Annotated in this window: 18 protein-coding genes and 1 tRNA gene; 8 read left to right on the top strand and 11 right to left on the bottom strand. The window is 65.8% G+C overall.

The annotated features are described in order from the left end of the window. Positions 1–43: 43 nt before the first annotated feature. Together ABIB95_RS19690 and ABIB95_RS19685 are read right to left on the bottom strand one after the other, a co-directional pair. Positions 44–1,411 (bottom strand): cytochrome P450, encoded by a 1,368-nt coding sequence (locus tag ABIB95_RS19690; RefSeq protein WP_354241344.1) that lies wholly within the window; start codon positions 1,409–1,411, stop codon positions 44–46. 34 nt (positions 1,412–1,445) lie between these two features. Continuing rightward, on the bottom strand, positions 1,446–2,816 hold the full coding sequence (locus ABIB95_RS19685; RefSeq protein ID WP_354241342.1) for a hydrolase: 1,371 nt from the start codon (positions 2,814–2,816) through the stop codon (positions 1,446–1,448). A 148-nt stretch (positions 2,817–2,964) separates the two neighbouring features. Here ABIB95_RS19685 and ABIB95_RS19680 point away from each other — a divergent pair, with 148 nt between their 5' ends. Continuing rightward, a complete protein-coding gene (locus ABIB95_RS19680; protein WP_063980335.1) occupies positions 2,965–4,653 on the top strand; it encodes an MFS transporter in 1,689 nt (562 codons plus the stop codon). 103 nt (positions 4,654–4,756) lie between these two features. Here ABIB95_RS19680 and ABIB95_RS19675 read toward each other — a convergent pair whose 3' ends face one another. Both ABIB95_RS19675 and ABIB95_RS19670 read right to left on the bottom strand, forming a co-directional pair. Then, entirely contained in the window at positions 4,757–4,972 is a 216-nt protein-coding gene (locus ABIB95_RS19675; RefSeq protein ID WP_063980334.1) for a hypothetical protein, read from the bottom strand. Between the two features lie 162 nt (positions 4,973–5,134). Beyond that, positions 5,135–5,458 (bottom strand): hypothetical protein, encoded by a 324-nt coding sequence (locus ABIB95_RS19670; protein ID WP_063980333.1) that lies wholly within the window; start codon positions 5,456–5,458, stop codon positions 5,135–5,137. 253 nt (positions 5,459–5,711) lie between these two features. Here ABIB95_RS19670 and ABIB95_RS19665 point away from each other — a divergent pair, with 253 nt between their 5' ends. Next, on the top strand, positions 5,712–6,767 hold the full coding sequence (locus tag ABIB95_RS19665) for a polysaccharide deacetylase family protein (RefSeq protein WP_354178806.1): 1,056 nt from the start codon (positions 5,712–5,714) through the stop codon (positions 6,765–6,767). Between the two features lie 74 nt (positions 6,768–6,841). Here the strand turns inward: ABIB95_RS19665 and ABIB95_RS19660 are convergent, their stop codons facing one another. Continuing rightward, on the bottom strand, positions 6,842–7,216 hold the full coding sequence (locus ABIB95_RS19660) for a hypothetical protein (protein ID WP_354241340.1): 375 nt from the start codon (positions 7,214–7,216) through the stop codon (positions 6,842–6,844). A gap of 220 nt (positions 7,217–7,436) precedes the next feature. Between ABIB95_RS19660 and ABIB95_RS19655 the strand changes: the two genes are divergently transcribed. Both ABIB95_RS19655 and ABIB95_RS19650 read left to right on the top strand, forming a co-directional pair. Further along, on the top strand, positions 7,437–8,093 hold the full coding sequence (locus tag ABIB95_RS19655; RefSeq protein WP_354241338.1) for a class I SAM-dependent methyltransferase: 657 nt from the start codon (positions 7,437–7,439) through the stop codon (positions 8,091–8,093). A 22-nt stretch (positions 8,094–8,115) separates the two neighbouring features. Next, positions 8,116–8,850, top strand: a complete 735-nt coding sequence (locus tag ABIB95_RS19650) for a class I SAM-dependent methyltransferase (RefSeq protein WP_354241336.1) — start codon at positions 8,116–8,118, stop codon at positions 8,848–8,850. Positions 8,851–8,934: 84 nt separating this feature from the next. On the opposite strand, the gene ABIB95_RS19645 is transcribed toward ABIB95_RS19650, so the two are convergent. From ABIB95_RS19645 to ABIB95_RS19630, 4 genes are all read right to left on the bottom strand, one after another. Then, positions 8,935–9,010, bottom strand: a tRNA-Thr gene (locus ABIB95_RS19645). Positions 9,011–9,110: 100 nt separating this feature from the next. Next, positions 9,111–10,886, bottom strand: coding sequence for a heme biosynthesis protein HemY (locus ABIB95_RS19640; protein WP_354241334.1), 1,776 nt, complete (start codon positions 10,884–10,886; stop codon positions 9,111–9,113). Positions 10,887–10,923: 37 nt separating this feature from the next. After that, positions 10,924–12,144 (bottom strand): COG4223 family protein, encoded by a 1,221-nt coding sequence (locus ABIB95_RS19635; protein WP_354241332.1) that lies wholly within the window; start codon positions 12,142–12,144, stop codon positions 10,924–10,926. Positions 12,145–12,209: 65 nt separating this feature from the next. Beyond that, positions 12,210–12,971 carry a uroporphyrinogen-III synthase gene (locus tag ABIB95_RS19630; protein ID WP_354241330.1) on the bottom strand — a complete coding sequence of 254 codons (762 nt, stop codon included), beginning with the start codon at positions 12,969–12,971 and terminating at the stop codon, positions 12,210–12,212. 151 nt (positions 12,972–13,122) lie between these two features. Between ABIB95_RS19630 and tsaD the strand changes: the two genes are divergently transcribed. From tsaD to ABIB95_RS19615, 3 genes are all read left to right on the top strand, one after another. Further along, complete coding sequence (tsaD, locus tag ABIB95_RS19625; RefSeq protein WP_354241328.1) at positions 13,123–14,196, top strand: tRNA (adenosine(37)-N6)-threonylcarbamoyltransferase complex transferase subunit TsaD; 1,074 nt, start codon at positions 13,123–13,125, stop codon at positions 14,194–14,196. 2 nt (positions 14,197–14,198) lie between these two features. Next, entirely contained in the window at positions 14,199–15,179 is a 981-nt protein-coding gene (locus tag ABIB95_RS19620) for an NAD(P)H-dependent glycerol-3-phosphate dehydrogenase (RefSeq protein WP_354241326.1), read from the top strand. A 116-nt stretch (positions 15,180–15,295) separates the two neighbouring features. Then, positions 15,296–15,709, top strand: coding sequence for an EVE domain-containing protein (locus tag ABIB95_RS19615; protein ID WP_166353523.1), 414 nt, complete (start codon positions 15,296–15,298; stop codon positions 15,707–15,709). A 150-nt stretch (positions 15,710–15,859) separates the two neighbouring features. Here the strand turns inward: ABIB95_RS19615 and ABIB95_RS19610 are convergent, their stop codons facing one another. After that, positions 15,860–16,954 carry an adenylate/guanylate cyclase domain-containing protein gene (locus ABIB95_RS19610; protein ID WP_354241541.1) on the bottom strand — a complete coding sequence of 365 codons (1,095 nt, stop codon included), beginning with the start codon at positions 16,952–16,954 and terminating at the stop codon, positions 15,860–15,862. 100 nt (positions 16,955–17,054) lie between these two features. On the opposite strand from ABIB95_RS19610, the gene ABIB95_RS19605 reads away from it, so the two are divergent. Continuing rightward, on the top strand, positions 17,055–17,510 hold the full coding sequence (locus tag ABIB95_RS19605; protein WP_063980321.1) for an SRPBCC family protein: 456 nt from the start codon (positions 17,055–17,057) through the stop codon (positions 17,508–17,510). 109 nt (positions 17,511–17,619) lie between these two features. On the opposite strand, the gene ABIB95_RS19600 is transcribed toward ABIB95_RS19605, so the two are convergent. Then, on the bottom strand, positions 17,620–18,789 hold the full coding sequence (locus tag ABIB95_RS19600) for a DNA topoisomerase IB (protein ID WP_063980320.1): 1,170 nt from the start codon (positions 18,787–18,789) through the stop codon (positions 17,620–17,622). Between the last annotated feature and the right edge of the window lie 350 nt (positions 18,790–19,139).

The following is a 19,139-nucleotide window of genomic DNA, read 5'->3' as shown; positions in this document are numbered from 1 at the left end:
CTCTATCTGGGGTGGATCGCGCCATCGGGCAGACGAATGTCTGTCACCGACGCGTGATGCGGAACAAAGGTGAGTGGTCCGGCTGGGTCGTCACGACGCCGAGCGGGATCACCGGAACCCTGTCGGCAAGCTCGATACGGAACGCGCCAATCAACCGGGCCAGCGCCAGCACGGATTCGGCTTGCGCGAACGGCGCGCCGATGCAGACGCGCGGACCCGCGCCGAACGGCAGGTAAGCGAAACGGTCGGGCGCCTCTTTCGACATGAAGCGTTTTGGGATGAAGGCGTTCGGCTGATCCCACAGCTTCTCATGCCGGTGCAGCAGCCAGGGCGCGATCATGATGATATCGCCCTTGCCGATCTCGACACCGGCCGCATTGTCCTTCTCGCGCGCGGCACGCGCGACCAGGAAGGCCGGCGGATAGAGCCGCATGGTCTCCTCGATCACCGCACGGGTGAACTTCTGGCGATCGATGTCGGCCATGCTGTCGAGGTGCTCGCCGTGCGTCTCGGAGGCAACTTCCTCCTGCGTCTCCGGATCGAGCGCGAGCAGATAGAGCGCCCAGAACAGCGCCGTCGCCGTGGTCTCGTGACCCGCCAGGATCATGGTCGCGACCTCGTCGACGAGTTGCGCGTCCGAAAAGCCCTTGCCGGTTTCGGGATCGCGCGCCGCGTCCATGAGATCGAACAGGTCGCGCGGCGGCGCGCCGTCCTTCTTGCCCATCGTGCGGCGCTCGGCGATCAGCATCGCGACGAATTCGGTCCAGCGCTTGCGGAAGCGGGCGCGGGCAAAATCCATCGGGGTCGGCCAGGACACCGGCAGCAGCATGTCGAGGAAATAGGGCCGCCCCAGCCGCGCGCCGTATTCCATGACGAAGTTGCGCAAGGTCGGACCGTGACGATCCATGCCGAACGAGAACATCGTGCGTCCGGCGATCTCCAGCGTCATGCGCTGCATCGTCTCGCGCAGATCGACCGGCTCGCTTGTTCGCGCATCGAGCTTTGTGATGGTCTCGTCGAGCACCGCGGTCATATGCGGGACGAGATTTGCGGTCGCACGCGGCGTGAAGGCCGGCGCGAGCGTACGGCGCTGATGCGCCCAGGCGTGGCCTTCCGCGATCAGAACTCCTTCGCCGAGCACCGGACGCAGCATGCGGATCCCCGCCGGCGTGCGCGTGTAGTTTTCATAATTGCTGAGCAGGACATGCCGGATTGCATCCGGCTGATTCAGGATGAAGCTGTTGTGGAGGAAAAAGCGGCCCTTGATGACCTCTTCTTCGTAGGCACGCTGCCCCCAGGTTGCGATCATGTTCTGCTTGAGGACCGCGACCCGGCCGAAAAACGACATGTCGTCGGGCGCACGCGGCGGGGTCGGAGGGATGATGGGCCGACGCACACTGGCGATGTTCATGGCTCTCTCCCGCAGATATGACCCAAGCCAATAGCTAGTAAGTCAGCTCGGCAATCGCAATCCTGTTCTCGGAGGCGGGCCAGGCGCGCGCCACAATTCGTTCTTCGCCGAACTGGGCCACGACGTTACGCCCGGCCTCCGCGGCCGGGAGCCGCAAGGTTGCTGCCGAATCCGTGGGCACACCCGGCTTGACGTCGGCCGGCTCCTTGCCGTCGAGCAGCACCACGTCCCGCGGCAGGCCGAAATAGCCGCGCGGGCGTGACATGATCACGACGGCGCCGGCATCCTTGTCCGCCGGCCCGAGCGGGCGCGCGGCACGCAGATGCACGACATCGGACGAGCGCGGGAAGGGCGTACGGTAGATATGCGTCGTCGGCGCGTCCGGCGATGTCAGGACGAATTCGAGGAACCAGGAAGGCTCGACCTGCGCCGGACCCCAGCGGCCGTCGGCGCCGGTCTTCGCGCTGTGCACCGCGCCGCCTTTGCGCTCCCCGGTATCAGGATCGACGCGGAAGACATCGACGGTTGCACCTGCCACCGGGCGATTGGTCGACACGCCGCCTGGCGTACCGGTCACAAGGCCGCTCAAACTGACGCTCTGCTCCGGCACAATCGCGATGCTCGCGGGCTCGCGGCCGGCAATGAATTTGTAGATCTCGCGGAAGGCACGCGGGTGAAACGCCACTTCGCGATGGTCGAGCGCGACGAGCACGAGATTGGTGGCGCCCGTCAACTCCGGCCCTTCGACGGTAACGCCGGTCGGCGTGCCGGGCTTGCCGATGAAGCGGCCGTCGGCTTGCGCGTACTTGTCCATGCCATCGCTGCGCAGGGTGAGGAAGGCCGTGCCCGGCGTCACCTCGCTCTCGCCCTCATTCAGGCCGCGCAGAAATGTGCCACCGCCATTGAATTCGTTGTTCGGCTGGTCCTCGGTTGCGAACACGCCGTGATTGGGCGTGCCGCACAGCACGGCATGGCTGACATCGCCGGCGCCGCCATTCTTGATGACGTTGCGAATCGCATAGCCGCCGCGCGAGCTGCCGACCAGCGCAACGCGCGGCGCGCCGGTACGGCGCTTCAATTCCGCGATGGCCGCCGCGAGTTCGCGGCGCTGGTCCTCGGTCGAGGAGCGGCCCGCCTGCTCGACCTTGTCGTCGCTGCGCGCCAGCGGATCCGTGAAATTGACCGCCATCATGCGATCGCGCGCGACGCCGTTGGATTCCATCCGCCAAAGCGTCGTCATCCAGACCGCGTCGTATTCACCATTGCCGTGGACAAACAGGATCGGCGGCACCTCGGCATTCTGAGCCGTGGGCGCGGTCTGGGCCAGCGCGCCTGTCCGCAAGCTCGCAACCGCGAAAGGCAAGCTGCCTACTCCCAGCAGGATCGACCGTCGCGACAGCTTCATATGTTTCTCCGGAAAAACCATGTCTTTGTGCCGCTTATAGCGGCCTAACCACTGGACAGCGAAGGACTTTCGCAGGCATCACTGGACTTGCCGGAATCACCCAAAGACCATTCCAAGACCACTTCTGCCAGCCCATATGGAAGGGGATATGACCGAGCAGCCGAACCGTCAGAAATTCGCCGGCGACGGCATCGCCGCACCCCTGCGGTACACCGTGTTCCGGCGCATCTGGCTCGCCAGCCTGCTCTCCAATCTTGGCCTCTTGATCCAGGGCGTGGGCGCGGCCTGGGCGATGACGCAGATGGCGGCCTCGGCCGACAAGGTGGCGCTGGTGCAGACCGCGCTGATGCTGCCGATCATGCTGATCTCGATGCCGGCCGGCGCCATCGCCGACATGTATGACCGCCGCATCGTGACCTTGATTTCGCTCGCGATCGCGCTGATCGGCGCGACTGCGCTGACGGTGCTGGCCTGGCTCAAGCTGATCACCCCGGAAACGCTGCTCGTCTTCTGCTTCGTGGTGGGCAGCGGCAATGCGCTGTTCGGGCCGGCGTGGCAATCCTCGGTCAGCGAGCAGGTCCCGCCCGAATCATTGCCGTCAGCCGTCGCACTGAACGGCATCAGCTACAATATTGCACGCAGCTTCGGTCCCGCGGTCGGCGGCGTCATCGTCGCCTCGCTCGGCGCGGTGGCCGCGTTTGCCTGCAACGCGATCCTCTATCTGCCGCTGCTGGTGGTGCTGCTGCTCTGGCGACGCAACACCGAGCCCTCACGCCTGCCGCGGGAGAAGCTCAACCGCGCCATGGTCTCGGGCTTCCGCTACATCACCAATTCGCCGCCGATCAAGATCGTGCTGTTGCGCACATTGGTGATGGGCCTGATCGGCGGTGCCATCATGGCCCTGATGCCGCTGATCGCGCGCGACCTGCTGCATGGCGGCGCGCAGACCTACGGCATCATGCTGGGTGCCTTCGGCATGGGCGCCGTCGTCGGTGCGCTCAACATCCATGAATTGCGCAAGCGCATGAGCGGCGAGGCCGCGATTCGCGCCTGCACCATCTCGATGGCATTTGCGATGGCCGCGCTTGCCGTGAGCACGGAGCCGGTGCTGACGGCGGCGGCGCTTGTGCTCGCCGGTGCGGTCTGGATGGCGGCCGTCGCGCTGTTCAACATCGGCGTGCAGCTCTCGGCGCCGCGCTGGGTCGCGGGCCGTTCGCTCGCGGCGTTCCAGGCCTCGATATCCGGCGGCATCGCGATCGGCGCCTGGGGCTGGGGCCATCTCACCGATTATGCCGGCGTCGAGGTCGCGCTGCTGACGGCCGCCAGCCTGATGCTGATCTCGCCGGTGCTGGGCATTTGGCTGGCGATGCCGCGCGTCGGCGCCCGCAACGAGGACGCGGACGTGCTCGCCGATCCGGAAGTCAAACTGTCGCTCACGGCACGCAGCGGGCCGCTGGTGGTCGAGATCGAATACAGGGTGTCCCAGGAGAACGCGCGCGCCTTCCACAATGTGATGCAGGACGTGCAGCTCTCCCGGCAGCGCAACGGCGCCTATGGCTGGTCGATCGCGCGCGACATCGCCGACCCCGAATTGTGGACCGAGCGCTACCACTGTCCGACCTGGCTCGATTACTTGCGCCAGCGCAACCGCTCGACGCAGTCCGAACGCGCGTTGCATCAGCAGGCGATCGATTTCCACATCGGCCCCGATCCGGTGCGGATCCGCCGCATGCTGGAGCGTCCATTCGGCTCGGTGCGCTGGAAGGAAGAGACGCCGGATCGTGCCGGCGCCGAGGTGCTGCCGGTGGTCGCGAGCGCGGCGGGAAGCAGCACGTAGATCCTCTCGGAAGGTAGCCCGGATGGCGCGAAGCGCAATCCGGGACGATCTCACCGCGCGGGCAGACCCCGGATTTCGCTCATCCGGGCTGCGACGGCACGTCTTACTGCCCGTGATCCGTCAGCACCTTGTCGCAGGCTTTGCTGAGGCGGGTGCGGTTCTGCTTGAGGCAAGCGAGCACTGCGCCATCGCCATTGTTCATCACGGCACGGCAGAAGCGCGTCACATCGCGCGCGCAGGCATCGTGGCCGGGCTGCTGTTGCGCTGAGGCGCTCGATGCGCACAGAATCAAAGAAACAATGAAAAGAAATCTGGTCATCGCGTAATGCCTCTTACCCCAAGGATGTGCGGGCGAAGCTAGTGCGACGATCCCGAGGCCGCAACGGCTTTATTGCCGAGCGGGACTGGCGCGCGTGGCCCCGGCTTGACGCCGGGAGCACATCGCGAGGGGAGCCAACAACGATTGCCGTTGCGCGTTGTCCTACTGCTTGTCCTGGGCGTCAGCGACCTTGCGTGAGGCGCCCTTTGCGAGGTCCTTGTCCATCACCGCGCGGCAGCCGGCGCTCAGATCAGAGCGATGCTTCATCATGCACGCCGTGATCTTCGGGACGTTGGGGATTTCCGAGGAGCACAGGCGGAAGGCATCGCCGGTGCACTGCTGCTGCGCCTCGGCCGAGAAGGCGAAGCTCGCGGTCGTCGCGACGATCGAGACGATGGCGGCAAAGCCCAGAGCCAGGCTGGTGTCGCGGATCCTACTCGTCAGCAATTTCGCAGAGAAAGACTTAGCCGAAGAAGATTTGGTCATTTGAAGCTCCCATTGGCGCCGCCGGAAGCGGGGCCCGTTGTTGGTGGGAACTACGATGCTCCGGCAAAACAGTTTCCACTGTGATGACGGTCACGGGTGGCCCGTCTTCTGTGATCTCCGTCACATGGCGCACCTCGCTGAAAATCCGGCGCAAACGCCGTCGTGTTGGTGTCACGTTAACTGTTCCTTCGCATTAATGGCTCGTCGCGCGGGAGATTCCGCCGGGTTGGTTGCGTAATTGGAAAGAATAGCGATGCGTAATGCGTTGGGCCTGATGCTGGCCAGTGTAGTTGCGGCGGTCGTGATCGCCGCCGGCGGTTGGTTTTATTATTCCGCGCGCGCCGATCAGGGCGCCCCCAAAACAACGGCCGCCCGTGCCGCCGATCAATTGCCGGCACAGGCGAAGCTCGCCGCCAAGGATGACGTCGAGACCACCGCGGCGATCGCAGCCAGGCCGACGGCAGTTGCTCAGGCAGCGGCGCCTGCGCCCGCTCCGGCCATGCCGGTGCAGCAGCGGTCGACCTGTGCCAATCCGAACGCGCTGGGCGTTGCCCGCGTGGTCGAGATCGACACCACCGGCGGACCCGGCTTCGGCTTCGAGCATTTCAAGCAGTTCGACTTCCTCACCGACAAGGAGGTCGTGCTGACCTTCGACGACGGTCCGTGGCCGGTCAACACGCCCGCGGTCCTGAAGGCGCTCGGGGATGAATGCACCAAGGGCTTGTTCTTCTCGGTCGGCAAGCACGCGACCTATCATCCCGAAATCCTGCGCCAGGTGCTGGCCCAGGGCCACACGGTCGGCACGCACACCTGGTCGCACGTCAACCTGAACAGCAAGAAGATGACGGAGCAACAGGTCAAGGACGAGGTCGAGAAGGGCTTCAGCGCGGTGAGGTTCGCGCTCGGCACCAATCCGGCACCGTTCTTCCGCTTCCCGCAGCTTCAGCACAATCCGGCGATGGTGAGCTATTTCGGCACCCGCAATGTCGCGATGTTCTCGACCGACATCGACTCCTTCGACTTCAGGAAGGGTGCCACGCCGGAGAAGATCGTCGACAACGTGATGACCAAGCTCGACAAGCTCGGCAAGGGCATCATCCTGATGCACGACTTCCAGAAGCACACCGGCGAAGCGATGCCGGCGCTGCTCGCGCGGCTGAAGGCTGGCGGATACAAGGTCGTGCAGATGAAGGCCAAGGCGACGCTCCAGACGCTGCCGGAATATGACGAGGCGCTGCTGAAGGACCTGAAGGTGCCGACCTCGAGCGCGCGTCCGATAACGAGCGTGGTGCAGACGGTGTCGCAGTAAGCCCGCAACGCTTCCTCAATACGCGCATGGCCGGGCTCTTGCCCGGCCATTTGCTTTTGCAGCGAGCCGCGGCCTTACCAGTAGATGCCGTGGCGGTGCAGCTCGCTGATGATGCGGCCTTCGGTCCAGCTGCGCTTGTGTTTCGGCTTGCCCGCCTTTGCGGTCTTCGTGGCGGGCTTGCTCGTCTCCGCCGGCGCTGAGGTCGTCGTTGTCGCGGTCCCGGCGGGAGCCGTCGCCACGGCGGGAGCAGGGGCCGAGACTGCCGGCGGACGATCGACGTATTTCGGAGCTTCCGCGGCTGGCGCGACTTCGCTGATTTGCATCGTCGGCGCGGTGGTCGTGGTGGCTTGCGGAGCGGCCGTCGCCGTGGCCAGCGACAGGCTGCGGTCGGCAGCATGGGCAGATGCAGAAGCCAGGACCATGGCGGCGACGAGAATGATCTTGCGCATGTGAAATCTCCCCGTGTTTGCGTGACCGGGAGACTAGGGGAGATGGGATCTGCATTATGTGACTGTCATCACGTAGACTGCGCGCTCGGTCTTGAACCCGCGATCAGCATTCGCGGCAATCAACCTGCAACGTCACGTCGCGCCTCGCGATTGTTTCCAAATGTTTCTGATTGTGGTAGACGCTCGACACGTATCAAAAGGCGTGCCGAGTCCGCCCGTTATGACCTTCATCCAGCGAGTGAAGCGTAAGCTGCTGCCGCCGCGAGAGGTGGTTCAGGGGTACGAGAATCCGGAACTGGTCGAAACGATTTTCCTAAAGACAATCAACTACAACCCGGACAGCGACTGGCCGCTGGTCGCGGGCATGAACACGGTTCTGGATTTCGGCGGAGGCGCCGGCCTGCATTACAAGGTGGCGCGCCGGCAACGCCCGGACATTCGATGGGCCGTGGTTGAGACGCCAGCAATGGTGCAACGCGCCAAGGAGCTTGGCACCGATAGGCTGATGTTTTTCGAGCGCATCGACCAGGCCGCCGACTGGCTCGGCACTGTCGATCTCATCCACTCGAATGGGGCCATACAGTACGTCCCGGATGCATTGGAAACCGTCAGAACGCTGTGCTCGGTTCGGCCGGCAATGTTGGCATGGTACCGCGTTCCGATCAGCGAAGAGACCCGGCGAGAGGTTCAGACCTCGTACCTGAGCGACAACGGTCCAGGATCGTCGCTCGCCTCCAGGGAGAAGCTCGTCAGATACGAGCGCAACTGGATCTCCGAGCAAGCATTCATCCAGGCTCATGAGGGATTTCGCATCACTGAGCGGAGCCCGGATCCCACCGAGCGCGGCACGCAACAATTCAGGTTCGCGCGCATCTAGCTTGCGACAATACGGGGGCGATGTGTTCGACAAGTTTGCAGACTGGTTACGTCAGACGGCCTTTTTCTCGACGGCTATCGACATCGCGCGCAAGACGTTACCAGAGCCCGCGCTGATCTGGTTGCGCACGCAGATGGTGCGCAATCTCCGTGGAACGCCGGGCGAAGTGTTCGGCGAGATCTATCGTCGCAACGTCTGGGGTTACAAGGAAACCGCTTCCGGCGGCGGATCCACGCTGCACAATACCCAAAGGGTGCGAGAAAGCCTTCCTGGTCTGGTTGGCGACCTCGGGATCCGTACGCTGCTCGATTTGCCTTGTGGTGATTTTCATTGGTTGTCGAAGATCGAACTTCCAATTTCTCACTACATTGGAGGAGACATCGTTCCGGAACTGATTGCGCGAACGGGTGACCAATACAGTCGCCCAGATCGCACGTTCCTCCGGATCGATCTCTGCAACGATCCGCTCCCGGAAGCTGACCTGCTGCTCTGCCGCGATTGCTTCATTCATCTTTCCGAAGAGATGATTTTTCAAGCAATCGACAACATTCGTCGATCCAACATCAAGTATCTCCTGACGACCACTTACCCGGCTGGCCGAAATCGTGCGATCCGCACGGGTGACTTCTTCTCCATCGATCTGAGCGCTCCGCCCTACAACTTCCCGCCGCCGATCAAGGTGCTGGACGATTACGTCCCACCGTTCGACCGGCGGCAACTGGCGCTGTGGGAAATCGAAAGCCTGCGCAAAGTCTGAGGCGATGGCATGCTGTCTCGCGGCGAGGCTGCATCGGAGGACGAAACAACGGCACGGAAAACAACGAAAAATCAGAGCGATAAATGGTGCCGCAAGAGGGACTCGAACCCCCGACCCCGTCATTACGAATGACGTGCTCTACCAACTGAGCTATTGCGGCGAACCCTGCCGGGACCCGCGCAGTGCAGGTCCCGATACGCGCGCTCCTGATATCGGGCATGGCCCGAATTGGCAAGGTGGAGCGGGCTTCGAAATGTGCCTCACGCGCCCCAGCGGGACCAGAATCCGCGCCAGCCGCCGGCCTGGGCCTTTGCATGGGTTCTGGGCGTGCCGATTTGTTCCGCAAATTCATCGCTCGGACCCTCGTCATCGATCCCGGGATCATCGGGGGCGCGGACGATCGGGATGACGGCCTGGATCGGGGCCGGAGCAGGCTTGCCGAGGTCGGCGCGGGTCCGGAACACCGGCGTTGCCGCCTCCGGCGATGATTCGGCCGTCTCAGGGGCGGGATTGACCGGCTCGGCGGCCGGCGTGACCGCAGGCTCTTCCTTGGCGGCCTCCCCGGTCGTCTCCTTGGCCTCAGGGGGCGAATTGTCCTGTGCGGCGGGCACCGGATCCGGTGCAGCCACGGGCGGTTCCACCGGGGCTTCGCTCGGGGCTGCCGTCACCCGCTTCGGTGGCGGGGCGGCCAGCATGGCTTCCTCGAAGGCCGAGGATTCGATCGTGGCGCCCTTGTCGGAGGGCAGGCTCGCGACCGGCGTTTGCCACTGGAAGGCATCGAGACGGCCGGTGACCGGCGAGACCGGACGCCAGCGGTCGCTGACATAGCCGTCCGCGGTCCAGGCCGGATCGTGACGGGCGCGCACCGCGCGCAAGGTCCAGGCGCGGGCACGGCCGCCGTCGCCGTGCTCGGTACGCTCGAGCTCGGCCATCAGCAGCGCGACGCGCTGGGTCGGATCATTGACGTAAGGTGCCAGCACCGCGCGCGCACGCGCGAACTCGGAGGCGTCGATCGCGGCGCGCGCGATCGCGAGCTGGCCCTCGACGTGGCCCGCCTTGTCGGCCGGCGTCTTGGCCGCCAGCGTCTCGACCCGCTGCAAGCGCTGCCGCGCGGAATCGCCGAGCTTCACATGCGCGTAGGCGTCGGCGAGATCCGGATGCGGATTGGCGAGCCACGCGGCCTCGACCAGCTTCATCGAGCGGCGCACCTGATGCGCTTCGCTCTCGAACTTGGCCGCAAGCACCGCGGCCGGCACCAGCGTCGGCGCGAGCTTGATGGCCTCCATCACGCTCTCGCGCGCCACGTCGCGGTCCATGGTTTCCAATTCCAGCGCGCGGGCCGTGAGCAGCACGCCGCGCTGGCGGCGATAGGCCGCCTTGTCGATCAGGCCCGCGGACAGATTCGAATCCAGGATCGCGAGCGCACCGCTCCAGTCGCCGCGCGCGCAGCGGAAGCCGAGCACCGCGTGCGAGGCCCAGGTCGAGGACGGTGACAGCTTGATCGCTTCCTCCGCGATCATCACGGCGCCGACCGCATCGTCGGCGCGCTGCGCCTCGATGAACAGGCCGCGCAGGCCGAGCAGCCGGGTATCCTCACGCTCGGCCATGACGCGGAAGACGCGCTGGGCCTCGTCGCGATTGCCTTCGAGCTGGGCTGACTGCGCGTGCAGCAGCAGTGCGAGCGGATCGTTCGCGGCCAGCCGCCGCGCGGTATCGGCGTGACGGCGGGCGAGGGCGGTATCGCCATGACCGATCGCGAGCAGGCCGTGGGTGATGGCATGGCGGCCGCGCGCGTGGCGTTTCTCGTGACGGCGGCGGCGCAGGCGTCCCGGCGCGCGCCAGATCATCGTCACGATGCTCCAGACCAGCACGACCGCCGCTGCAAAGACGCCGAGCAGAAACACGAACCTCGGAAGCGTCGTTGACGCGCGGAAACTGCCCGCGGTCAGGACGAGATCGCCGGGCTGATCGGCAACCCAGGCCGCGCCGGCCGCCGCCAGCGCGATCAGGACGAGGAAGAGGACGATGCGAAGCATGGCGATCCCTATTGCGCGCTGATTATTGCGCGAACCTTTACTGAGCAGGCTTGACCAGATCGGGCTTGGCGAGATCCGCCATGGCATCGTCGGCGAATTTGCGGGAGGCACCGAGCGCGGCGTCGCGCGCATCGGCCTTGTCGAGCCAGGCCTGTGCCGGTGCACGATCGGCCTCGGACAGCGTCTTCAGCTCGCGCCGCGCCTCGACGAAATCGTTGCGGAGCGCCGCCGCCGTCACCCGTGCGACGATGGCACCGCGATCATTGCCGACGCCGTCGGTGCGCTCGATACGAACGAGTTTCGAGGCCCCCGCCTGGAGACGCTCGACGATACCGGCACCGGCGGCCGGGGCTTCCGCCGGCGGCGAGAGCTTGGGCACGATGTTGAGCAGTTCGCGGCTCAGCGCGACCGGCGTTGGAATGCCTGACGATGCAAAGGTGTCGAGCGGCTTCAGCATATCGGGCTTGGCCGCGAGCGACCGCGCCGCGGCCAATTGCGATTCGTAAGGATCGCCATGCCGAACCGCGACGTCGAGCAGAGCCGCCGCCACGACATGACGCAGCGGCTTGTCATTCGTCGCCTTGTTGTCGGCAATCTTCTCGCCCTGCTGTGCGAGCTCGGCGCGCTCCGTCTTGCTGGCACGCTCCAGCTGCGCAATACGGTCGCTGAGAGCGGCAAGATCAGGCGCTGCAGCGCGCGGTGCCGATTTCACGTCGTTGGCCGTCTTGTCGGACTGTGCGCGCAGATTGGCGATGTCACTGCGCAAGGCACTTGCGGATTTCTCCAGTGCATCGATCCGCGCCACCACGGCCGGATCGGCGGCGGGCTTGCCCGCCTTGGCTTCGACCGCGGCGACACGTCCGCTGAGCGCGTCGACCGTCGCGCTCGTGACCTGCGGCGCGGCCGGCGGCGCCTCCACGGCGGGCCAGCCCAGCATCCAGCCGACGGCAATCACGATCGCGGCTGCGACCGCGCCGGAGAACGGCGCAATGACCCAGGGCGAAACCGGCGCCGACGCGGGAGCGGAAGCAACCGCGGCCTCCGCGTGCGCGGGCTCCGGGTCGGGCCTGGCCTCTTCGGATTTGGACTCTTCGACCGTGGCCTGCTCTGGCGTCGGCTGAACCTCCGGTTCGGCGGCCGCCGTTGGCTGCGGCTGGGTCGAGACTTCGGTTGCCTCAAGGTCGATGGTGGGCGGGGTGCGCTTGGCACGGCCTGACTCGGGAGCCAATCCTGCGTCTTCAGGCTTGTCGTCGGCCATCGTGACGGTTCCTCACACTCAAATGCCCTGAACGGACCCGATCGCGTCGGATTCGGCCCGACCTCTTACGCCAAACGGGTCCGCAAAGCACGCTCCAAGGTATCAAATAGGGCATTTTCGTCCGGCGTCGCGGCCCCCAGAACCTGCGACGCGCCGGCATCGCGCAGCACGCTGGCGACCGTCTCGGACAGGCAGCATTGCGGGATCGCCAGCGCCGAGATTTCGACGCCTTCGTCCCGTGCCGCATCCAGGAAGGCCCGTGCGCTGCGACGGGAGTAGTGCAGCACCGCCTCGATCCCATGCGCGGCAAAGCCATCGCAGACATCGCGCGGCAGGATCTTGACCGGAGTCATGCGATAGGTGGTCTGCGTCACCACGCTGAAGCCCTCCGCGCCGAGCTCGCCGCCGAGATCGCGCAACAGATCCGCGCCCGCGAGATAGAGCAGCGTGCTTTTCTTCTTCAGCAGCTTGTCGCGCGCGCCCTGCATCACCTTGTCACGCAAGGCCGCGGCATCGCCGCCGGCGACGATCACCTCGGCGAAGCCGGCGTCGCGCGCCGCGGCAGCCGTGTGCTCGCCGACCGCAAACAGCGGCAGCTCCAAAAGGCCAAGGTTCTTTAAGCCAAGATCCTGCAATTGCGGCGCGACAGCGCGGATCGCATTGGCCGACGTGACGATGATGGCGCCGTAGTCGGCCTCACTCTCGTCATGGAAGGCGACCGGCTCGAACTTGAGCATCGGGGCGAGCAGCACCACATGACCCCGCGCCCGCAAATTTTTCGCCGTCGCCTCATTGTCGGGATGCGGCCGTGTGACAAGAATGGACATCGCTTGTGTTCCCGAACCACGTGGCGGTGACGCATTCACGAAGGCGGCTGCGCGTGACGATTGCGCAAGTGGACCCCGGAATGCTACCGGACGTACCAGAACTCTGCTTTACGGATGAGCGCAAGGGCGCAAATTGGATAACAATTCGCCAATGCTGGTACTGGGCATCGAAACCACCTGCGACGAGACCGCCGCGGCCGTGATCGAGCGCGCGCCCGACGGCAGCGGCAAGATCCTGTCCAACATCGTGCGGTCCCAGATCGAGGAGCATGCCCGCTTCGGCGGCGTGGTGCCGGAGATCGCCGCGCGCGCGCATGTCGACGTCCTCGACGGCATCATCGACCGGGCCATGCACGAGGCCGGCATCGACTATGCGCAGCTCAACGGTGTCGCCGCCGCGGCGGGGCCGGGGCTGATCGGCGGCGTCATCGTCGGCCTCACCACCGCCAAGGCGATCGCGATGGTGCACGACACGCCGCTGGTCGCGGTCAACCACCTCGAGGCGCATGCACTGACGCCGCGCCTCACCGACGGAATTGAATTTCCCTACTGCCTGTTCCTCGCCTCGGGCGGGCATACCCAGATCGTCGCCGTCACCGGTGTCGCCCAATATGTGCGGCTCGGCACCACCGTCGACGACGCGATGGGCGAAGCCTTCGACAAGGTCGCGAAGATGCTGGGCCTGCCCTATCCGGGCGGACCGCAGGTCGAACGCGCCGCGGCAACCGGCGATGCCACGCGCTTCGCCTTCCCGCGCCCGATGCAGGGACGGCCCGATGCCAATTTCTCGCTGTCGGGATTGAAGACGGCGGTGCGCAACGAGGCGAGCCGGTTAACTGAGATCGCGCCGCAGGATATCAGCGATCTCTGCGCGAGTTTTCAAGCCGCCGTGCTCGACTCGACCGCCGACCGGCTGAGCGTCGGCCTGAGGCTTTTCCGCGAGCAGTTCGGCGCTCCGCATGCCCTCGTCGCCGCCGGCGGCGTCGCGGCCAATCAGGCGATCCGCGGCGCCCTGCATGACGTCGCGCGGCAGGCCGGGACGCAACTGATCATGCCGCCGCCCGCGCTCTGCACCGATAACGGCGCGATGATCGCCTGGGCCGGCGCCGAGCGCCTGGCGCTCGGCATGATCGACACGATGGAAGCCCAACCCCGCGCACGCTGGCTGCTCGATGCCAACGCCACGGCGCCGGCCGGTTACGGCAACACGCGGGCGGGATTCTAGCGATGACGGCGTTCCGGTCCGTCGCGGTGATTGGTGCGGGCGCATGGGGCACGGCACTGGCGACGGTGGCGGCGCGCGCCGGGCGGAACGTGACGCTCTGGGCGCGCAACAGCGAACATGTCGCGCGAATCGCCTCGACCCGCGACAATCCGCGGCTGCCCGGGGTGCGGCTGGCGCCGGAGATCGTCGTGACGCACGAGCTTGCGGAGGCCGCGCGCGCGGACATGGTGCTGATCGCGACGCCCGCACAGCATTTGCGCGGCGCGGTCAACATGCTGGCCTCGCATCTGGCAAAGCCGGTGCCGATCGTCGCCTGCGCCAAAGGCATCGAGCACGGCACCCATAAATTCATGACCGACGTCATCGCGGAGGCCGCACCTCATGCGCCACCGGCGATCCTGTCAGGCCCGAGCTTTGCCGACGACGTCGCGCGCGGCTTGCCGACCGCGGTGACGCTGGCGGCGAAGGACGAAGCGCTGGCGAGCGCGCTGGTGCAGGCGCTGGGCTCGGCGACTTTCCGGCCCTATCACACGACAGATGTTCGCGGCGTCGAGATCGGCGGTGCGGCCAAGAACGTGTTGGCGATCGCGGTTGGCATCGCGGTCGGGCGCAAGCTCGGCGCCTCCGCCCAGGCTGCGCTGACGACCCGCGGCTTTGCCGAACTCACGCGCCTCGGCCGTGCCCTCGGCGCGCGCAGCGAGACGCTCGCGGGCCTGTCCGGCCTCGGCGATCTGATCCTGACCTGCTCGAGCCCGCAATCGCGCAATCTCGCGCACGGCCTTGCGCTGGGCCGCGGCGAGCAGCCGCCCGCGGGCAAGCTTGCCGAGGGCGAGTTCACCGCACCTGTGTTGATCGAACTCGCAGCTTCGCACAACATCGAGATGCCGGTATCAGAAGCGGTCGCTTCGATCCTGAGCGGCCGGAGCACGATCGACGCTGCGATCTCGGGGCTGTTGACGCGCCCCTTCAAGGCAGAGGAATGACGTCTTTCTCGTCATGCCCGCGCTTGTCGCGGGCATCCACGTCTTGATATTGAATTGGTGGCAGAGACGTGGATGGCCGGGACAAGCCCGGCCATGACGAACGGATAGGACGCGCGATGAACTACTGGCTGGTGAAATCCGAACCGTCGGTATGGTCCTGGGACCAGCAGGTGGCGAAAGGCGCCAAGGGCGAGGCCTGGACCGGCGTGCGCAATTACACCGCGCGCATAAACCTCGTGAACATGAAGAAGGGCGACAAGGCGTTCTTCTATCATTCCAACGAGGGCAAGGAGATCGTCGGCATCGCCGAGATCATCAAGGAGGCCTACCCCGACCCGACCGACAAGACCGAGAAATTCGTCTGCGTCGATATCAAAGCCGACAAGCCCTTGAAGACGCCGGTCACGATGGCCGCGATCAAGGCCGAGAAGAAACTCGCCGACATGGCGCTGGTGAAATATTCGCGCCTGTCGGTGCAGCCGGTGACGGCGGAAGAGTGGAAGCTCGTCTGCAAGATGGGCGGGATGTAATCGACGTGAACGGCAGGGTGGGCAAAGCGTAGCGTGCCCACCAATCGAGACCGGAGCTTGCCGTGAGATGGTGGGCACGGCGCGCAAGAGCGCACCTTTGCCCACCCTACGGCAGCGCTGCTATCCCGGATTAGGCTTCACTCTATCCGGTTACGATATCCGGGCTTGCGTCTCCGGCAGCGCAAACACCTCGCATGGCGAAGCGATGCCGCGCAGCGGATGCGATCCGAGCGCGACGAGAGGCGTATCCGTCTCCGCGGCCAGCGCCCCCGATACCAGCACGGTCCGTTCCAAGGGCTTGCACAATCCCTCGAGCCGGCTGGCGAGATTGACGGCGGGACCGATCGCCGTGAAATCGAGCCTGTTGGCGGCGCCGATATTGCCCCAGAGTATTTCGCCGAGATGAAGGGCCGCGCCGAACGCAAGCGGCGGCAGTCCTTGAGCGCCGCGCTCCCCGTTGAGATACGCCATGCCGGCTTCGGCTGCGCCTGCGGCACGCAGCGCGGCGTCGCAGGCGCGGCGCGGTGAGGCCTCGACCACCGGGAAGATCGCGAGCACGCCGTCGCCGATGAATTTCAGCACTTCGCCGCCGAAGGCATGAACGGCACCGGCGATGCGATCGAACCAGGCGTCGAGCGCTGCGATGACGTCGGCCGGCGGTGTGGTCTCCGACAAGGTCGTGAAGTTGCGCAGATCCGCATAGAGCAGCGCGGCTTGAATGGTCTCGCCGAGATCGCGCCGCAACGGCGCCGCCAGCACCCGCTCCGCGCTGCGCTTGCCGAGATAGGCATCGAGCGTCGCGCGCAACGTGGCGCGCGCAGCGAGCACGGCCAGCGGCGTCGCGGCGAAGCGCGCAGCCTGGCGCAATTGCTCGATCTCGTCTGCAGTGAACGGACGCGGCCCGATCCAGCCGAGCTGCGGCCCATCTTGTCGTCCGACCACCTCTTCGTGCACCTCGCCGCCCGCGATATCGCGCAGCCAGCGGCGGCCGGCATCATTGGGCGGGTCGGGCGCCAGCCCACTTGGTGCGAAGCCGAGGGCCTCGATGACCCGGCCGGTCTCCGCGCGCCACAGCCAGGTCCGCTTCGCGATAAGCGGATGCGGCACCTCCAACGTCAGGCTGCCTGCCGCAAGCGGTACACCGTCGGCGACCAGATGAGCGCCGAGTTCCGCGAGCAGACGGTCGGCCCCGGGGCAATCCGAGGCGGCATCGACGAGCCAGGCAAGGGTCCGGGAGAGTTGCATGGCCCGATGATGGCGAAGACAGACCGTCTTTGTCACGGGCAATCCTTGACGGGCCGGTGGGGCGCCGCCATGTGCCAGTGTCAGCCAGGGATCATCGTCGATGACCGAGCCGTTCGTAGTGCGACGCGAAACCCAGATCGCAGCCCCCCGCGCCACCGTCTTCGCCTATTTGACCGACCCCGAGAAAATCCTGAGCTGGATGGGCTCCGACGCGACCACGGAGCCGCATCCCGGCGGGCTCTATCTCCTCAAGGGCATCGGCCCGCGTGGCGGCGTCGGCCGCGGCACCTTCCGCGAGGTCGTGCCGGTGCATCGCCTAGCCTATACGTTCGGCTGGGAGGGCGGTCAGGAAGTGCCGCCCGGCTCGAGCCTGATCGAGATCGACCTGATCGAGCGCGACGGCGGCACGCTGCTGCGCATGACCCATAGCGGGCTCCCGACCGAGGAACAGGCCGCCGCGCACGCGAAAGGATGGGCGCATTATCTGGGCCGGCTGACGAGCGCCGCCGCGGGCCGTGATCCCGGTCCGGACAAGGGTATCTCAGACAAGATGTAGCTCTCGTAGGGTGGGCAAAGCGAAGCGTGCCCATGCGGCCTATCAACAATGTCGTGAAGAATGGTGGGCACGGCGCTTCGCGCCTTTGCCCACCCTACGGCACCGCCGCTTAAACCGCCGCGGTCGCCACCACCTGCTGCAAAAGTTGTTCGCGCCTGGCCTGCGAACGCTGGCCCTTCATGGTCGCGGCGAAGCGTTCGAGGATGCCGTCCTCGAAGGCGGTGACGATGGTGTCGTGGACGTAGCTCTTGCGGCAGATCGCCGGCGTGTTGGAGAGCTTGTCGGCTGCGGCGCGGATCGCGTCCAGCACCTGCTTCTTGCGGCCGCGCTGGCTGGTCGCCGGCGTGATCCGCGACAGCGATTCCACCACGACTGCGGACGCCATCAGCGTGCGAAAATCCTTCAGCGAAATCTTGATGCCGGCGATCTCGCGCAGAAACGCGTTCACCTGCGTGGTGCTGACCGCGCGCACGATGCCGTAGGCGTCGCGATACTGGAACATGCGCTTGCCGGGAACGCCGTTCAGGATGCCGATGGCGCGCACCAGCTTGGCCGCGTCGCACTCCTTGCGCACCGCCTTGCCGCCCTTCGCCTTGAAGGTCAGCACGAAGGAATCGTCCTCGAGCGTAACGTTCGACTTCAGCATCGTGGTGGCACCGCGGGTGCCGTTGAGGCGGGCATAGGATTCATTGCCGGGGCGGATCGCGGTGCGCGCGATCAGCTCGATCACGGCCGAGAGTGCGAATTCACGCGTCGGCTCGTCGCCCGACAGGAACGCCGAGACCTTGCGCCGGATCTTTGGCAGCGCGCCGACGAGCTTTTCCAGCCGGTGCGCCTTGCGGTGCTCGCGGACCTTTTCCCAATCGGCGTGATAGCGATATTGCAGCCGGCCCGCGGCATCGCGTCCCACCGCCTGGAGATGCGAGCTCGGATCGGCCGAGTAGCGCACCTGGCGATAGGCCGGCGGCACCGCCATGGCGTGCAGCCGGCGGATAGTGCGGGCGTCGCGGATATGCGCGCCGTTGGGACGGACGAAGGAATAGCCCTTGCCGCGCTTGATGCGCCGGATGGTCAGCTCGTTCTGGTCGCCGAGCCGCAGGCCCAGCTCCTTGGCGATCGCCTCAACCGAGGTCGCAGGCGCGGTGTCGAAGACCTTTTTCGGGCTGAGACGGGCGGAACCGGCCGGTTTCGGCCATTGTCCGAGGGCTTTGGCCAGCGCGACAGCAGCAGGATCGGCCGAAGCGAGCCGCATCGTCCCGAGATTCTGCTGATCCATCATAGTCTTAAGCCTTAGCCCTGTCTGTTATCGGTCAATGCCGCTGTTCTGATTTTTGTTCCAAGGGTCTCTTGGACGGTCTCTCGGGACCCGGGTTGGCCATTTAGGGTGTTCCGAACCGCATTGCGAGTCCCGAATCAGTGACAGACGGTTTCTAAATACCTACTGCGGCACATGGGCGCCCTGCACAGGCCCATTCCGGCGTCTTGGTAAAGACCTGGAAAGCCGCGCCGGCCTGTTTCAGATCTGCGACAGTCGCGCTAGGCGGCGTTGATCTTCCGCATGGCCGCCTGCTCGTCGAAGGTCCAGCTTGTGCTCCTTGTCGGGTCCGGTTAGGCGGACGCATAATCGGT

Origin of the sequence: Bradyrhizobium sp. LA2.1, assembly GCF_040547725.1 — a bacterium.
Taxonomy (GTDB): domain Bacteria; phylum Pseudomonadota; class Alphaproteobacteria; order Rhizobiales; family Xanthobacteraceae; genus Bradyrhizobium; species Bradyrhizobium barranii.
Note: the sequence above shows the minus strand (reverse complement) of the source record. Positions and strands in the feature narration are given on the sequence as shown.

Bases quoted from the DNA above. Each gene is read 5' to 3' on its own strand.
- ABIB95_RS19690 (WP_354241344.1), bottom strand. From the start codon at position 1,411: ATGAACATCGCCAGTGTGCGTCGGCCCATCATCCCTCCGACCCCGCCG.
- ABIB95_RS19685 (WP_354241342.1), bottom strand. From the start codon at position 2,816: ATGAAGCTGTCGCGACGGTCGATCCTGCTGGGAGTAGGCAGCTTGCCT.
- ABIB95_RS19680 (WP_063980335.1), top strand. From the start codon at position 2,965: ATGACCGAGCAGCCGAACCGTCAGAAATTCGCCGGCGACGGCATCGCC.
- ABIB95_RS19675 (WP_063980334.1), bottom strand. From the start codon at position 4,972: ATGACCAGATTTCTTTTCATTGTTTCTTTGATTCTGTGCGCATCGAGC.
- ABIB95_RS19670 (WP_063980333.1), bottom strand. From the start codon at position 5,458: ATGACCAAATCTTCTTCGGCTAAGTCTTTCTCTGCGAAATTGCTGACG.
- ABIB95_RS19665 (WP_354178806.1), top strand. From the start codon at position 5,712: ATGCGTAATGCGTTGGGCCTGATGCTGGCCAGTGTAGTTGCGGCGGTC.
- ABIB95_RS19660 (WP_354241340.1), bottom strand. From the start codon at position 7,216: ATGCGCAAGATCATTCTCGTCGCCGCCATGGTCCTGGCTTCTGCATCT.
- ABIB95_RS19655 (WP_354241338.1), top strand. From the start codon at position 7,437: ATGACCTTCATCCAGCGAGTGAAGCGTAAGCTGCTGCCGCCGCGAGAG.
- ABIB95_RS19640 (WP_354241334.1), bottom strand. From the start codon at position 10,886: ATGCTTCGCATCGTCCTCTTCCTCGTCCTGATCGCGCTGGCGGCGGCC.
- ABIB95_RS19635 (WP_354241332.1), bottom strand. From the start codon at position 12,144: ATGGCCGACGACAAGCCTGAAGACGCAGGATTGGCTCCCGAGTCAGGC.
- ABIB95_RS19630 (WP_354241330.1), bottom strand. From the start codon at position 12,971: ATGTCCATTCTTGTCACACGGCCGCATCCCGACAATGAGGCGACGGCG.
- tsaD (WP_354241328.1), top strand. From the start codon at position 13,123: ATGCTGGTACTGGGCATCGAAACCACCTGCGACGAGACCGCCGCGGCC.
- ABIB95_RS19620 (WP_354241326.1), top strand. From the start codon at position 14,199: ATGACGGCGTTCCGGTCCGTCGCGGTGATTGGTGCGGGCGCATGGGGC.
- ABIB95_RS19615 (WP_166353523.1), top strand. From the start codon at position 15,296: ATGAACTACTGGCTGGTGAAATCCGAACCGTCGGTATGGTCCTGGGAC.
- ABIB95_RS19610 (WP_354241541.1), bottom strand. From the start codon at position 16,954: ATGCAACTCTCCCGGACCCTTGCCTGGCTCGTCGATGCCGCCTCGGAT.
- ABIB95_RS19605 (WP_063980321.1), top strand. From the start codon at position 17,055: ATGACCGAGCCGTTCGTAGTGCGACGCGAAACCCAGATCGCAGCCCCC.
- ABIB95_RS19600 (WP_063980320.1), bottom strand. From the start codon at position 18,789: ATGATGGATCAGCAGAATCTCGGGACGATGCGGCTCGCTTCGGCCGAT.